Annotated in this window: 3 protein-coding genes; all 3 read right to left on the reverse strand. The window is 39.9% G+C overall.

What is annotated here, in order from left to right:
* Positions 1-123: 123 nt before the first annotated feature.
* From LNQ34_RS21450 to LNQ34_RS21460, 3 genes are read right to left on the reverse strand one after another with little or no spacing between them, the layout of a single operon-like run.
* Positions 124-2,061, reverse strand: coding sequence for an OmpA family protein (locus tag LNQ34_RS21450; RefSeq protein ID WP_230001175.1), 1,938 nt, complete (start codon positions 2,059-2,061; stop codon positions 124-126).
* Between the two features lie 12 nt (positions 2,062-2,073).
* Positions 2,074-3,006: a PorP/SprF family type IX secretion system membrane protein gene (locus LNQ34_RS21455; protein WP_202703236.1), complete on the reverse strand. Its 933-nt coding sequence runs from the start codon at positions 3,004-3,006 to the stop codon at positions 2,074-2,076.
* Between the two features lie 46 nt (positions 3,007-3,052).
* A complete protein-coding gene (locus LNQ34_RS21460; protein WP_230001176.1) occupies positions 3,053-15,646 on the reverse strand; it encodes an Ig-like domain-containing protein in 12,594 nt (4,197 codons plus the stop codon).
* Positions 15,647-16,285 lie beyond the last annotated feature (639 nt).

Raw genomic sequence — 16,285 nt, forward strand, 5'->3', positions numbered from 1 at the left:
GCAACTTGATTTTCTTCCTGCCCATTCTTCTTAAAAAAGAATTAATAAAAACCAACTTCCAAATGGTTTCTTCATTTCACATATTCATACTAAAAATCCAATCATTAGTGTGAAAATGTAACTCTATTTTTGAATTATAATAAAGTCTGAGCGTCTGTTTAACAAATGTTCCGCCTCGGTACATTTTACACCATTTTTGCATTTATTGATCGGACGGCTTTCACCGTAACCAATAGCACTTTCGATTCTTGCAGTGTCAATACCTTGTGAAAGGATATAATCACGTGTTGATTTAGCTCTATTATCTGAGAGTTTCAAGTTGTAAGCATCTTTACCTCTGGAATCGGTATGGGACTCAATTTTGATGCGGATTTTAGGAAATTTTCGCATCACAAATACTACTTTATCCAGCTCAGTGGCTGCCAAAGGTGTAATATTGTATTTGTCGTAATCAAAATAGATCGGATTAACGTCTACTTTTTCGACTCCTTGTTTTTTCACTACCAGGTCATCATAATTACTGAGCTCAAAATCAACATCGGTAATTTCGGCTTCATTGATTTTGGTTGTTGCAACCTTTTTTTCGTCGTCACTGTAATTAAACTTTGAAGCTACCAAACGAACCGCTTTATTGCAAGGAACTGTTACCGCATATTTACCGTCAAAATTGGTTTTAGTTTCTGCCAAAACTTCATTATACGGATCATAAGCTATTACTGTAACATCGGCTAAAAGTGCTTTTGATTTATGATCGATTGCTTTACCTGAAATGTTCTGATTGCAAACAGGCTGACCTTTTGTAAAGGAATAAATATCATCATCTCCTCTTCCTCCTGCCCTGTTTGAAGACACATATCCATAACTTCCGGTTTTATCAATCACAAAAGTAAAATCGTCTTTATTACTGTTTATCGGAGCTCCTAAATTTTTCGGTGCCGAAAAGCTTCCATCGGATAACAATTTACTTTCGTATACATCTAAATCTCCTAAACCATAATGTCCGTCTGAAGAAAAATAAAGTATTCCGTTTCGAAAAAATGGAAATAAGTCATTTCCTAATGTGTTGATTTTTGGTCCTAGATTTTGAGGTGAACTCATGGTTCCGTCGTTTGCAATTTTTACCATGTACAAATCCGTCTCACCATAACCGCCCGACATATCGGAAGCGAAGAAGAGTAATTTCCCATCGTCGCTCAAACTAGGGTGTCCAACAGAATAATCATCACTATCAAAGAAAATCTTTTGCGGGTTTTCTACCTTTCCGTCTACCAAAGATCCTTTTAGAATTTGGAAGTTATTGATTCTGTCCTGATCAACTACTAATTTGTTTTTCTTGACAATATTAGACGTATAGTAAATTGTTTTTCCGTTGGCATCAAAAGAGGCGGTTGCTTCGTGATATTTAGTCATCACGTTAGGGATAAACAGCTTTTCGTTAAATAAACCTCCGTCAGCAGGATTTCGTTCTGCTACATACAAATTAAGAAAAGGCTGATTGTTCCAGTTGTAAAGTTTATCAGCAAACTTCGTAGTATCTCTGGCCGATGAAAACACAATTCGGTCCTGAAAAAATGTAGCTCCAAAATCAGATTTACCAGTATTAATGTCTAAGTTTCTAATGTCGTACAAAGACTTTGTTTTGGTCAGACTGTCTAATTGTTTTTTCTGAGCAACATACCGATTGATCTCTTTCTGATCTCCTTTTTTATTGAGATACTCTTTGGTAATTTTATCGGCCTCGTCATAATCCATAACAGCTTTCATGCACTGAATGTAGCGCAGGTAATAAATGTCGGTCAGATTATTCCCCTGTATCTGATAGAGCCTTTTATACCATCGAAGCGCATTTCTTCCGTCGGAAATAAAATAATAAGAATCTGCAGCATTTTTTATGGTTTGTGCTGTTGGATTCTCTATATTCTGTAAACACTCTTCATAAGCTTTAGCTGCATCGGTATAAGAGAAGTTTCTAAACAATGCATCGGCCTTTTTTAAATTAGTCTTTTGAGCAAAACCAAAGGTAATGCTCAAGACTAAACTGAGGATATATAGTTTTTTCATAGAATTTATGTTTTAGAAGAATCGAGGTGATTTGATTTTACTTTGTTTTTTAGTAAACTGATAACGCAAGATGATCTCATGTGATCCATCGTTGTATTTATTCAAATCACTAACGGTATAATCAAAAGCATACCCTGCGTAAAAACTTCTGGATATCTGAAAACCTGCCAGAATACTTATCGAGTCGTCTGTTCGGTAAGATCCTCCTATTACAAACTTTTCTGCTATCATAAAATTTGCCGAGATATCAGCAGTAAGTGGTGCTCCACTCACTGCTTTTACCAAAAATGCCGGCTTAAATTTTAAGTTTGGATTCAGATCAAAAACATAACCTCCCATCAGGTAGTAGTGCAGTCGATCGTAAGATATAGATTCCTGAATATCATTATAATAATCACTTCTGATAAAACTTGGAACTGAAAGCCCAACATACCATTTGTTAGTATAGTAGTAAACTCCTGCTCCTACAGCCAGTTTCAATTGATTGTTAATATTCTGATTCAGCAATACATCATTGTTATTATAGAATCGTCCTTTTGACCAGTCTATATTTAACATTCTCATACCTGCTTTCAACCCGAATGCGAGTCTTTTTTCATATCCCAAAGGAACTGAGTAAGCGAAGTTTCCATCAATATACAATTCGTTCGACGGACCAATCTTGTCGTTAACAACGCTTAGTCCTAAACCAATCATCTCGTTTCGAAGCGGTGAATGAACAGAAAATGATTGTGTTTCGGGTGCACCATCGATTCCAACCCATTGCGAACGATGTAAAAGTGTCGCCTCTATGGTTCCGGTAGATCCCGCATAAGCTGGATTCACCGACATCGTATTGTACATGTATTGCGTGTACTCCGGATCCTGTTGTGCACTGGCACAAAATGTGATAAAAGAACATATTAAAATGAAATACGATTCTAATGATTTTATATATAGTTTCATAACGATACTTATTAAGTTTAATTAATTAGATGATTAATACGGCAGCTTATCTCATTATAGATAACCATCCTTTTTTAACCGTTCCGTCTCCTATTGCTATCACATAGAAATAAGTACCTGTTGGCAGCATATCTCCTCTGTTGATAACTCCGGATACATTAGCGGTTCCGTCCCAATCATTTTCATAATGTTGTTTACTATATACTAATGAACCGTATCTGTTATACACTTTCAACTCATTATTTGGATAAGTTTCGATACAATCAATTCTGAACAAATCATTTGCCCCGTCATTGTTTGGAGTAAATTCATTGTAAACGGTCAAACAAACTGGCTCAACAGAAACTGAAGCCGAATTATTTGATGGATCTACATCTAACGGAGTGGAAGTCTCGACAGTTGCAACGCTTAAGTATTTACCTCCCGGCAATACTTCTACTACAATTGTAAGCACAACACTTTGTCCCGAATTCAACGTTGGAATCGTCCAAATTTGAGATAACAAATTGTATGTTCCGGCAGTTGCAGATGCGCTTATCAAATTATATCCGCTAGGTAATAAATCGCTCACTATTGTATTGATAAAATTACCCTGACCAATATTATTTACTGTTACGGTAAATGTTATCTGATCACCAAAATTAGGTTTCGCATTGCTTACTTTATTGGTTATCGTTAGATCAGAACAAGTTGCTACAGTTACATTTAATGATTTTGTAGTTCTCTCGTTGCAAGTATTAATATACTCAACCTCAACTTTACCTAGTCCAATATCCGACCAGGAAACGGTTACAGAACCGTCGTTAAGTCCTCCGCCTGAAGTAATTGTTCCGTTAGAAACTGACCATACATAATTTGATTTTCCATTGGCAATCGAATAAGTAACTCCCTGGAATACACATGGCGTATCATCCGTCGTAGTAATAGGAACCAATGCATCGTTGTCAAATGCAACAGTCACTCCTAATCTCGGAACTAATCCACAGCCATTGGTAATGTTGCTTTGTGCCGCTGCGTAATAAGTTGCCGCAACAAGAGGTGTATTCGCTGCCAACGGAGTTCCTCCAGTTGTAGTTGTATACCAAACAATGTTCGCTTCATTTACTACAATATCCTGAACTGTTGGCCCTGCTGATAAACAAAATACTTGTGTCGTTCTTGGAGTAGTAACATTAAGCGGTGTGTTTACAGTTACTGCAACGGCCAGTCTAATTGGATTTTCACAACCAGAACTGCTTGAGATTACTCCATAATAAGTACCAGTCGTTAAAGCTGTAGCTGCCGGAATAGCAGTTCCGCCTGTTGGAGTGCTGTACCAGATTACACCGGATTCATTCACTTGAATGTTAGATACTTTTGGTGCATCTACCGAACAGAAGTTTTGAGTTGCCGAATTAGTTGTAGGCGTCGCCATTGGGGTTACAATGGTAATGACAACCTGCAAACGATTAGCACTTTTACATCCTGTTACCGGATCTGTAAGCTCTCCGTAATAGGTACCGGAAGTTAAAGCGGTTGTTAATGGAATTGCTGTTCCGCCTGTTGCGCTGCTAAACCATGCTACATTACTCTCGTTAACCTGAATACTGGCAAAAGTTGGAGCACTTGTAGAACAGAAATTCTGAGTCGTAGCAGTTGTGGTTGGATCTTTAGAAATTCCAATAGTTACCGTAACTTTTAATCGCACGGTGCTTTCGCAACCGGACACCGGATCTTTTATCGCTGCATAATAATCCCCATTTACTAGTGGTGTAGTTCCCGCAACGACAGTTCCGCCAGTTGCAGTTGTATACCACACAATGTTGCTTCCGTTTACCTGAATGTTAGCAACCGTTGGATTGTTTCCTGAGCAGAATACCTGAGTGGCAGCTGTTGTTGTTGGCGTACCCGGGTCGGTCACATTGATTGTTACCGCTAATCTTACGGCACTTTCACATCCTGACACAGGATCCTTTATTACTGCATAATAAGTACCACTGGTTAAAGCTGTAGTGGAAGAAATCACTGTTCCTCCAGTCAATGCTGTATACCAGACAATATTAGCCTGATTAAACTGAACACTGGCAAAAGTTGGTGTATTTACCAAACAGAAGTTTTGTGTTCCTGCTGTTACTAAAGTTGGTGTACCTGGATCAGTAACATTAATCGTTACTGCTAATCTTACGGCGCTTTCACAGTTTGTAATTGGATCTTTTATTACAGCATAATAAGTACCACTGGTTAAAGCTGTAGTCGAAGAAATAACTGTTCCTCCAGTCGGTGCAGTATACCATACAATATTAGCCTGGTTAAACTGAACGTTGGCAAAAGTTGGCGTATTTGCCAAACAGAAGTTTTGTGTTCCTGCTGTAACTAAAGTTGGTGTGCCCGGATCTGTAACATTGATCACTACAGCTAATCTAACTGCACTCTCACAATTGGTTACCGGATCCTTGATTGCAGCATAATAAGTACCACTGATTAAAGCAGTAGTAGAAGGAATTGCTGTACCTCCAGTCAGTGCGGTATACCAGATAATATTAGCCTGATTAAACTGAACACTGGCAAAAGTCGGAGCATTTACCAAACAGAAGTTTTGTGTTCCTTCCGTTACTAGTGTTGGTGTACCCGGGTCGGTCACATTGATTGTTACCGCTAATCTTACGGCACTTTCACATCCTGATACCGGATCTTTTATCACTGCATAATAAGTACCACTGGTTAAAGCTGTAGTGGAAGGAATCACTGTTCCTCCAGTCGGTGCTGTATACCAAACTATGTTTGCCTGATTAAACTGAACACTCGCAAAAGTTGGCGTATTTGCCAAACAGAAGTTTTGTGTTCCCGCTGTTACCAGTGTAGGTGTCCCAGGATTAGCAACATTGATCGTTACGGCTAATCTTACGGCGCTTTCACAGTTTGTAATTGGGTCTTTTATTACGGCATAATAAGTACCGCTAGTTAAAGCTGTAGTAGAAAGAATAACTGTTCCTCCAGTCGGTGCTGTATACCAAACAATATTAGCTTGATTAAACTGAACACTTGCAAAAGTTGGAGCATCGGCCAAGCAGAAGTTTTGCGTTCCTGCTGTTACCAAAGTTGGTGTACCCGGATCGGTAACACTGATCACTACAGCTAATCTAACGGCACTTTCACAATTGGTTAGCGGATCTTTAATCGCTGCATAATACGTACCACTAATTAAAGGTGTAGTTGAAGGAATAGCTGTTCCTCCAGTCAGTGCAGTATACCAGACAATATTGGCTTCATTAAACTGAACACTCGCAAAAGTTGGTGCATTTACCAAACAGAAGTTCTGTGTTCCTGCGGTTACCAAAGTTGGTGTACCCGGATCGGTAACACTGATCACTACAGCTAATCTAACCGCACTCTCACAGTTCGTGATTGGGTCTTTGATTACAGCATAATAAGTACCACTGGTTAAAGCTGTAGCAGAAGGAATAACTGTTCCTCCAGTCAACGCTGTGTACCAAACGATATTGGCTTCATTAAACTGAACACTGGCAAAAGTTGGTGCATTTACCAAACAGAAGCTTTGTGTTCCTGCTGTTACTAGAGTTGGAGTACCCGGATCAGTAACATTGATCACTACAGCCAATCTTACGGCGCTTTCACAGTTCGTGATTGGGTCTTTGATTACAGCATAATAAGTACCACTGGTTAAAGCTGTAGTAGAAGGAATAACGGTTCCTCCGGTAAGCGCCGTGTACCAAACAATATTAGCCTGATTAAACTGAACACTTGCAAAAGTTGGAGCATTGACCAAACAGAAGTTTTGTGTTCCCGCTGTTACTAAAGTTGGAGTGCCTGGATCAGTTACGTTTATTGTAATTGCCAATCTCACATTACTCTCACAATTTGTGATTGGATCTTTGATCGCAGCATAATAAACTCCGGTAGTCAAAGCTGTAGTCGACGGAATTAAAGTTCCTCCGGTCAGCGCAGTATACCAAACAATATTAGCAGCAACGGCCGGACTTACATCAATAGAGGCAAAAGTTGGTGCATTCACCAAACAGAAATTCTGTGTAGTTTCCGTAATCACAGGAGTTCCCGGATCGGTTACGTTGATGGTAATGGCTAATCTAACATTGCTTTCACAATTCGTTACAGGATCTTTTATAGCGGCATAGTATGTACCACTGGTCAAAACTGTAGTCAAAGGAATTAAAGTCCCTCCTGTTAAAGCGGTATACCAAACAATATTAGCAGCAACGGCCGGACTTACATTGATTGATGCAAAAGTTGGCGCATTGACCAAACAGAAATTCTGTGTAGTTTCTGTAATCACAGGAGTTCCCGGATCAGTAACATTAATCGTTACTGCTAATCTAACAGCACTTTCACAATTTGTGATTGGGTCTTTGATTACGGCATAATAGGTACCGCTGGTTAAAGCTGTAGTCGAAGGAATCACGGTTCCTCCAGTCAGCGCTGTATACCATACAATATTAGCTTCATTAAACTGAACACTCGCAAAAGTTGGTGCATTTACCAAACAGAAGTTTTGTGTTCCTGCTGTAACTAAAGTTGGTGTTCCCGGATCGGTAACACTGATCACTACAGCTAATCTAACGGCACTTTCACAATTGGTTACCGGATCTTTGATTACGGCATAATAAGTACCGCTGGTTAAAGCTGTTGTAGAAGGAATAACGGTTCCTCCAGTCAACGCTGTGTACCAAACGATATTGGCTTCATTAAACTGAACACTCGCGAAAGTCGGTGCATTGACCAAACAGAAGTTTTGTGTTCCTGCTGTAACTAAAGTTGGCGTTCCCGGATCGGTAACACTGATCACTACAGCTAATCTAACTGCACTTTCACAATTGGTTACCGGATCTTTGATTACGGCATAATAAGTACCGCTGGTTAAAGCTGTTGTAGAAGGAATAACGGTTCCTCCAGTCAACGCTGTGTACCATACAATATTGGCTTCATTAAACTGAACACTCGCAAAAGTTGGTGCATTGACCAAACAGAAGTTTTGTGTTCCTGCTGTAACTAAAGTTGGGGTACCAGGATCGGTAACACTGATCACTACAGCTAATCTAACGGCACTTTCACAATTTGTAATTGGGTCTTTGATTACGGCATAATAGGTACCGCTGGTTAAAGCTGTTGTAGAAGGAATCACTGTTCCTCCAGTCAGCGCTGTATACCATACAATATTGGCTTCATTAAACTGAACACTCGCAAAAGTTGGTGCATTTACCAAACAGAAGTTTTGTGTTCCTGCGGTTACCAAAGTTGGTGTTCCCGGATCGGTAACACTGATCACTACAACTAATCTAACTGCACTTTCACAATTGGTTACCGGATCTTTAATTACGGCATAGTAAGTACCGCTGGTTAAAGCTGTTGTAGAAGGAATCACTGTTCCTCCAGTCAACGCTGTGTACCAAACGATATTGGCTTCATTAAACTGAACACTCGCGAAAGTCGGTGCATTGACCAAACAGAAGTTTTGTGTTCCTGCTGTAACTAAAGTTGGCGTACCTGGATCGGTAACACTAATTGTTACGGACAATCTAACAGCACTTTCACAAAGAGTTGTTGGATCTTTAATTACGGCATAATAAGTACCACTGGTTAAAGCTGTTGTAGAAGGAATAACGGTTCCTCCGGTAAGCGCGGTGTACCAAACAATATTCGCTTCATTAAATTGAACGCTGGCAAAAGTCGGCGCATTGACCAAACAGAAGTTTTGCGTTCCGGCAGTAACTAAAGTTGGGGTACCAGGATCGGTAACATTTATTGTAATTGCCAATCTCACATTACTTTCACAAAGAGTTGTTGGATCTTTGATGGCAGCATAATAAACTCCGGTAGTCAAAGCTGTCGTTGATGGAATTAAAGTTCCTCCTGTCAAAGCCGTGTACCAAACAATATTGGCGGCAACAGCAGGACTTACATCAATAGAGGCAAAAGTTGGCGCATTTACCAAACAGAAATCCTGTGTAGTTTTAGTGATTACTGGTGTTCCAGGATCGGTTACGTTGATGGTAATGGCTAATCTAACATTGCTTTCGCAAAGAGTTGTTGGATCTTTAATCGCAGCGTAATAAACTCCGGTAGTCAGAGCCGTTGTCGATGGAATTAAAACTCCTCCGGTAAGTGCTGTGTACCAAACAATATTGGCGGCGACAGCCGGACTTACATTGATTGATGCAAAAGTTGGTGCATTTACCAAACAGAAGTTCTGAGTAGTTTCTGTAATCACAGGAGTTCCCGGATCAGTTACGTTTATCGTAATGGCTAATCTTACATTACTTTCACAAAGAGTCGTAGGATCTTTGATCGCAGCATAATAAACTCCGGTAGTTAAAGCTGTAGTAGATGGAATTAAGGTTCCTCCGGTCAGCGCCGTATACCAAACAATATTAGCAGCAACAGCAGGACTTACATCGATTGATGCAAAAGTTGGCGCATTCACCAAACAGAAGTCCTGAGTAGTTTTAGTAATCACAGGTGTTCCCGGATCGTTTACGATTACGGTTACAACTGATCGAACTGAGCTTTCACAACCATTCACATCTCTAATCGCACCATAATAGGTTCCGTTTGCCAAAGCAGTTGTCGGATTTAATGCTACTCCTCCTGTGGCTGCACTGTACCAAACCACATTAGTCTGATCGGCCTGAAGATTAGCAACTGTAGGATTACTTATCAAACAGAAATTCTGATTATAAGTGGTAGATGTTGGTGTCCCCGGATCATTAATAAGCACGGTCACCAATCTTAATTCTCCATTTTTATTTTGACAAGTAAAATCACTTGAAACTGCAACATAATAAATCATCGGACTCATTGCCGGTGTTAAACCTGTAGCGGTTAAAACTCCGCTACCATTAATTGCATAGGTTACTCCGCCAATTGTTCCGCTAAAAATAGGTTGCGTTTTGTTCGCATCTAAATACCAGGAAAAAACAGGATTTGTCAGAGTGCTTGACGGTGTTAGTACCGCGGGGGTATCATGACAAATAGAAGCATTGTTTATTGAAATATCGGATACCAGTGAACTTGGCAGAATAGTAAAAGTCACTTGTTTTCTGTCTGCCGGAGCAGTTTCGCAATATTCGTCAGAACTTACTCCGACATAATAGGTATAAGTCCCTGGAAGTAAACCGGTAACTATTAATTTAGAAGTTACCTGACCAGGAATTGGCTGACTTGTTGTACCATCAAAACTATACCAGTGGTATACCGGATTGGTAAGTACTGGTGTAGCACTTAGAACAGCATCTAGTGTTACTGTACCACTTTCAGAACAAATAATAGTCGCACTACCTCCATTTATAGTAACGTTTGTAATAGTTGCTGCAGGAACAGTTGCTCTTACAGTTACTGTAACTTCACCTCTTTCCAGAGCAGGACATCCGTAACGAATTGGCTGAATATAATATTTGTACGTTCCGGCAGCTAATGTAGCAGGAAGTGTATAAGTTTGACCGCTGGCCAGCAGATTTCCTCCCGTAGGCGAATCGTACCAGGCATAATCAGCACAAGGTTTCGGAGGGACGACGAGCGTGAGGTTGGCCCCCGGACAGACTGTTATTTTATTATCAGGATCGGCTCCTATAACTTCTGTATTGGTTGTACGATCAACTGAATGAACTCTAAGCTGATCTAAAACAGTAGCAACACCTCCATAAGTTATCACTACTTTATCGTAAGGCTCCGTTTGAGGTGCAACAATAGTCATAGCCATTGTATCTCCTGAAAGCAGTTTTAAAGTCAAAAGACTGCTTGTATTGGCAATTGGTCCGCCAACCGGAATGTTTCCGGAGTAAAGCTGAATGGTAAATCCGGTAAGTAAATTAAGATTTAAAACGGTTCCCGGTTTAGAAATTACAATTCTTAAACTGTCACCTACCATAGAAGGTGTTCTAAAAGTTGCAGTCAACTCCGAAGCCGCCAATACTCCTACAGCGTTAAACATTGTTGCGTAAGTTGCAATATCTTTATCGGCTATATTCCATGGATTTGAAACTCCGACCGTAGCCGTTAAAGCTCCTACTCCCAAATCTTTTACGCCAGAGAAAACATCTTCGATATCGCCCTGACCACAGGTGATCTGAGCCACTTCTCTTTTGTAATAAGTATCATAAACATTGATATTTTGTGCTACACTTAAAACAGATCCCAGCTGTACACGGATACCGTCGTAATCCTGAAGTCCGGAAGCATTAGAAGGAACAAAAGTATATTCAAATGAATTTTGCCCCGGTAACAGGTTCAATAAAGATCCTGTAACTGATTGTAATGTTCCAATATCGATAGGATTATTAGATCCGTCACGTTTAGTACCTACAACCGAGATACTTTGTGCTACAGCAAGCAAACTGTTTTCTAAACCTAATTTTACCGTTACCGGTGTTCCTTTGGCAATTGTAGTTGGCCATTGCAAATTTTGCCAGGTCGTTCCAATACCCAAAAGTCCTAAACCGGTTGTAATAGTTGAATACGTGCTTGGATCATTATCGACAGCAAGAGGTCCATTAGTTACCCCTCCGGTAATAATTGTTCCTGAAGATTGTGTATTGGCATACACTCTTTCCTGTAAGGTATCACAGGCAGCAGGATCAATCACACTAATCGTGATGGTCTGACTAACTGTACAGGTACCATTGCTGGCTATTACGGTATAAGCAAAAACACCAACCGTATTAAGAACACCTGTATTATTTGAAGGCAACACATTACCCTGCTGATCGTACCAGGTTATAGTTCCGTTTGAAGTCGCTGTTAAAGCAACTGAAGAACCTTTAGTAACCGCTACTGAATTTGTTAGTACTGTTAAAGTTGGCAATGGATTAACCGTTACTGCTACAGGTAGCTTAACTGACGGACAATTGCCTCCATTAAGCTGAGCCTGAATAAAATAATTACCATTTGCAGTAATATTTGACGCTGCCTGATCTGTAATAGGATTATTTCCCGCATCAAAGAACGTATAAGTAGTGTTTCCTGATGTATCAAAGTTTGTAATCGCATCTTTCAGACTTACTTTAGCACAACCAGACAAAGTTGGTGTTACCGTTAAAGCAGTACCTGTTGGGAAATTAACAACAACTTCCTTAAGAAATCCTGATGCATTCTCGCAGATACCTCCATTTAGTACAGACACATAATACGTATAAGGAGCATTTAAGGCTGTAAGTCCACTGATAGTAAGGGCGCCTGTTCCTAAATCTTTAGAATAAGTAACCCCGGCTATCGTTCCGGTTGCTTCCTGTGTTTTACTTGCATCTAAATAATACTTGAATGTTGCTCCTGCTAAAGGAGAAGAAGGAGTCAAAACAATACCTCCTGCACAAGAAGCTGTTACAGGACTTGTTATATTGATATCACTGGCTGTTGGCAGTGGTAAAACTGTTACCGTAACTGCCTGACGAACTGTATTGATACAAGTTCCGCCACGTGTAGCCTCTAAATAAAATGTAGTGGTGGCACTTAATGCAGCTGTTGGATTCACAGCTACTATATTTCCTCCGGTTGGCGCATCGTACCACACAAATGTATCTCCTCCGGTTGCAGATGCTGTTAAAGAAGCTGTTTGTCCGGCACAAATTGGTGTTGCGTTCCCTGTTATTACTGCATTGGCAAATCTATAAGAAGCTTCGTAAATCTCCAGACTTGATAAAAGAGTAGCTAATCCATTTAATCGAACACGCACACTGGTAAAAGTACCCGCTGCAACAAAACTTGCTTTGAAACGATTTCCGGATAAGATCTGAACATTCAGAAGATTATTGATGGTGCTAAAATCTCCGTTAGGTACCCCAGAATTAAAACTTTGCAGGCTAACATTAGAAAGTGCACTAATATCAAGAAGTCCAACCGGAATTCCCAGTTCCACATCTATGATATCGCCTGCCTGCCCCGTTGTTGGAAAAGTTAAATCTTGCTGAATATGATCTGTTACTAAACCAATAGGGATTGAAAGAGTAGCTGCTGTAGCATTATTACCGTCTACAGAGTTTCCATCTGCACTGGAACTACAGGTTAAACAGTTTGTAGTACCTCCTTTAGTAGTTACTTGTGAATTGGCTAATAAACAATTATTCACTCCGCTAATTACAGTAACAACAATTGCAGTTCTTGTACTACTGGCACAATCTGACGTTAAATCTACCGCCTCAACGTAAAATGTTTTACTGGCGGTTAGAGCCGGACTAGGTGTAAAACTGTCAACATTAGTGGCCAAAAAAGTCCCTCCCGTAGGTACATCATACCACGTATGTTTAATCCCCGGATTAGTCACAACCGCCAGTGTTACATCCTGACCAGACTGAATAATCACAGGTGAAGATACCGCAACTGGTGCTGAAGGTCGTGGATTAACATTGACTGTAACCGGTGTGCGGGTTGCACTGATACAACTTGCGATTGAAGCTTCGACATAATAAGTAGTCGTAGCGGTCAGATTTGGCGTATTGAAAACAGTACCTGTAAACACCAAATTTCCGCCGGAGCTTGCATCATACCATTTGTAAACAGTCCCCGCAACCGGTGACTGAATGGTAATTGTTGTTGAAGTTCCGCTGCACAAATTCAAAGGACTAGCTACAACCGTTCCCGGTGCTATCGGATTATTTACCGTAACAGAAACAGGATTTCTTTCGCTATTCACACAACCATCGCGAGTAACTTCTACATAATAAGTAGTATTTACCGTTAATGCGGGAGTAGTATAAGCCGCTGTACTGGCTAATAAAGTTCCTCCTGTTAGCGCGTCATACCATTTAATAGTTTCGCCAGCAACAATATTTGCCGTTAAAGTAGTCGTTTGCCCTCCGCAAATTGTGGTATTTCCTGTAAATGACGGCAACTTATAGCGATGAGTAGCCTGATAAATTTTTAATGTCGTTAAGGCAGATACCAGTCCGCCTAATCTAACTTCTACACGATCAAAATTAGCTCCCGCAGTAATAGTCGCTCTAAATTTATTCCCTGACAACAGCTGTAAGGTAACCAGAGCGTTATTGATAAAATTGCGATCATTATTATAAGTAGCACCATTATAAGTAGCCAGACTCACAGCTCCTAACAAGCTCAGATCAGCTATTCCTCCCGGTAACTCCAAATCAACATCTATAAAATCACCTGTTTTTCCGGGATTATTAAATTGTAATGTTTGCTGAATCCATCCATTAACCAAACCTACCGGCAGCGTAATAGAAGACGAAGTAGTACTATTCCCGTCAACAGAATTGCCCTGGTCACTTGAAGAACAAAGTAAACAAAGACCGTTTTGAGTAGTTTGCTGACTGTTGGCTTCCAGACATCCTCCCAAAGGATTCGCTAAAACCGTTACTGTAACAGGAGCTCTCGTAGCACTAACACAGCCTCCCGCGCTGGTACGAGACTCCACATAATATGTTTTGGTTGCCACTAATATTGGAGTGGTAAATGTATTTGAATCTCCTAATAATTTTGTTCCACCAGTGGGTACGTCATACCAATCCAGAGTTACTCCTGCTTCAGCTGTTGAAGCACTTAGAGTAGCATTCTGACCGGATAATATAGATACGCTTTGGGTTAAAATAGTAGCGACCCCGGGAACCGGAGTTGAAGTAACCGTAACCAAAGTTCGTGTTGGTGTCACACAGGAACCAATCGATGCTTCGACATAAAAATTGGTCACACCCGTCGGAACGGTTGGCGTATAGGCACTGCCTGTACTCAATGCCACACCACCTGTTGGTGCACTGTACCAGGAGTAAGTCGTTCCCAGTACCGGATTAATAACCGACAAGGTCGTTGCCTGTGTCGCTCCCGAAGAACAAATTGAAGTTCCAACCGTACTAATCGTTGGCAATACAGGGTCTAAAACATTAATAGTTACCGGAAATCTTTCGTCACTTTCACAACCTGCACTTCTTGTTATACCTATATAATAAGTAGTACTTGTGGTTAGTGCCGGTGTTGTAAAAGTATTCACGCTTGAAAGAGCTGTAGTAGATGTTGGCGAGCTGTACCAGGCCAATGTAGTTCCGGCAGCAGGAGTTGCAGTAAGTGCAATAGACTGTCCTACACAGACAGATTGAGTGGCTCCTCCGGTAATGGTTGGTTTTGCAAACTCCAATCGCACATCGTATATACGTATATTGGTCAAGACACTAAGTAATCCCCCAATTTCTACCTTAACCTGATCGGAATCGGCCGTTAGGGTATACTTTATTGTACCTGTAGTTGCTCCGCTAATAGCGTTCACATTCAGCAATGGACTGTTTAAAGCCAATGCCGTACTACTTGTACTATTGACTGAATTGCTTGGCTGGATTGTCGCATTAGACAATAATCCAACATCCAGCAAATCGGCATTTGATCCGTACACAATTACAATCTGGTCGCCGGCTTTCGCCATCTGACTAAACTTAACTGTTTCCTGCACGGAACAAAGTACACCCAGCGCATTGGTCAATGATGCATACGTACTTGTATTTGCATCATAAGCAAAGGTTGGGTTTAGTACTTCTGTAGTCCCCAAACATACTCCTGCTCTACTGTTGGTTTGAGAGGTGGGTCTACAAAAAGTCTGGGCAAAATTTTCATTGCAAAAAAGCAGTAAAAAAATTAATCCCAATAATCTCCTCTTCATAAGAAGATCATAAAAAGTAAATTTTTTTTTCATAATTTGGAAGATTAGAAAATGGACAATAAAATACCTCTTGCGATAAGCACTTATGCTTAGGCAATTTCAAAAAACACTAATAATCAACTTGTTGAAATAAAATTTAGATTCCCAGAATACTAAGAATGTAAACAACATTTCAGTAAAAAAAATCATGCTGTACACTCTAAACAGAAGTACATTAAAGAACCGCTCCTATTCTTTCGAATAAAAGACATACCAAAAAAAGTGTGGAAATACCGATCGAAATCAGACTCCCAAAAAGGGTGATTTGTTATTAACCAATTTTCATGAAAGAAAATATACGTTTTGGAGAACTGGGAAATTCTACCTCCTATATAGTCTGATTCAATATTCATAAAAAGCTGATTATTCTTTTTATAAACTTTGTTTTTTTTAGAACAGAACTCTAAAAATTGAATCAATTCATTTTTAAAAAACGCAGTGCGGATTTAAAAAATTTTAAACACAACAATACGTTTCATCAACAAACCCCTTATTAGGATTTGAAAATAAAAAAATACTAAAACTGGAAAATTTATGAAACAAGTCTGAAGTGGAACAAAAATTAAATTTGATGATAAATTCATTTTTTTTCAAACTCTTACAAGATAAAGCTAAAACAATACGAAAACCTAA

Origin of the sequence: Flavobacterium lipolyticum (genome assembly GCF_020905335.1) — a bacterium.
GTDB classification, from domain to species: Bacteria; Bacteroidota; Bacteroidia; order Flavobacteriales; family Flavobacteriaceae; genus Flavobacterium; species Flavobacterium lipolyticum.

What these genes read in the sequence shown, in the direction of transcription:
- LNQ34_RS21450 (WP_230001175.1), bottom strand. Translation starts at nt 2,061, where the DNA reads ATGAAAAAACTATATATCCTCAGTTTAGTCTTGAGCATTACCTTTGGT.
- LNQ34_RS21455 (WP_202703236.1), bottom strand. Translation starts at nt 3,006, where the DNA reads ATGAAACTATATATAAAATCATTAGAATCGTATTTCATTTTAATATGT.
- LNQ34_RS21460 (WP_230001176.1), bottom strand. Translation starts at nt 15,646, where the DNA reads ATGAAAAAAAAATTTACTTTTTATGATCTTCTTATGAAGAGGAGATTA.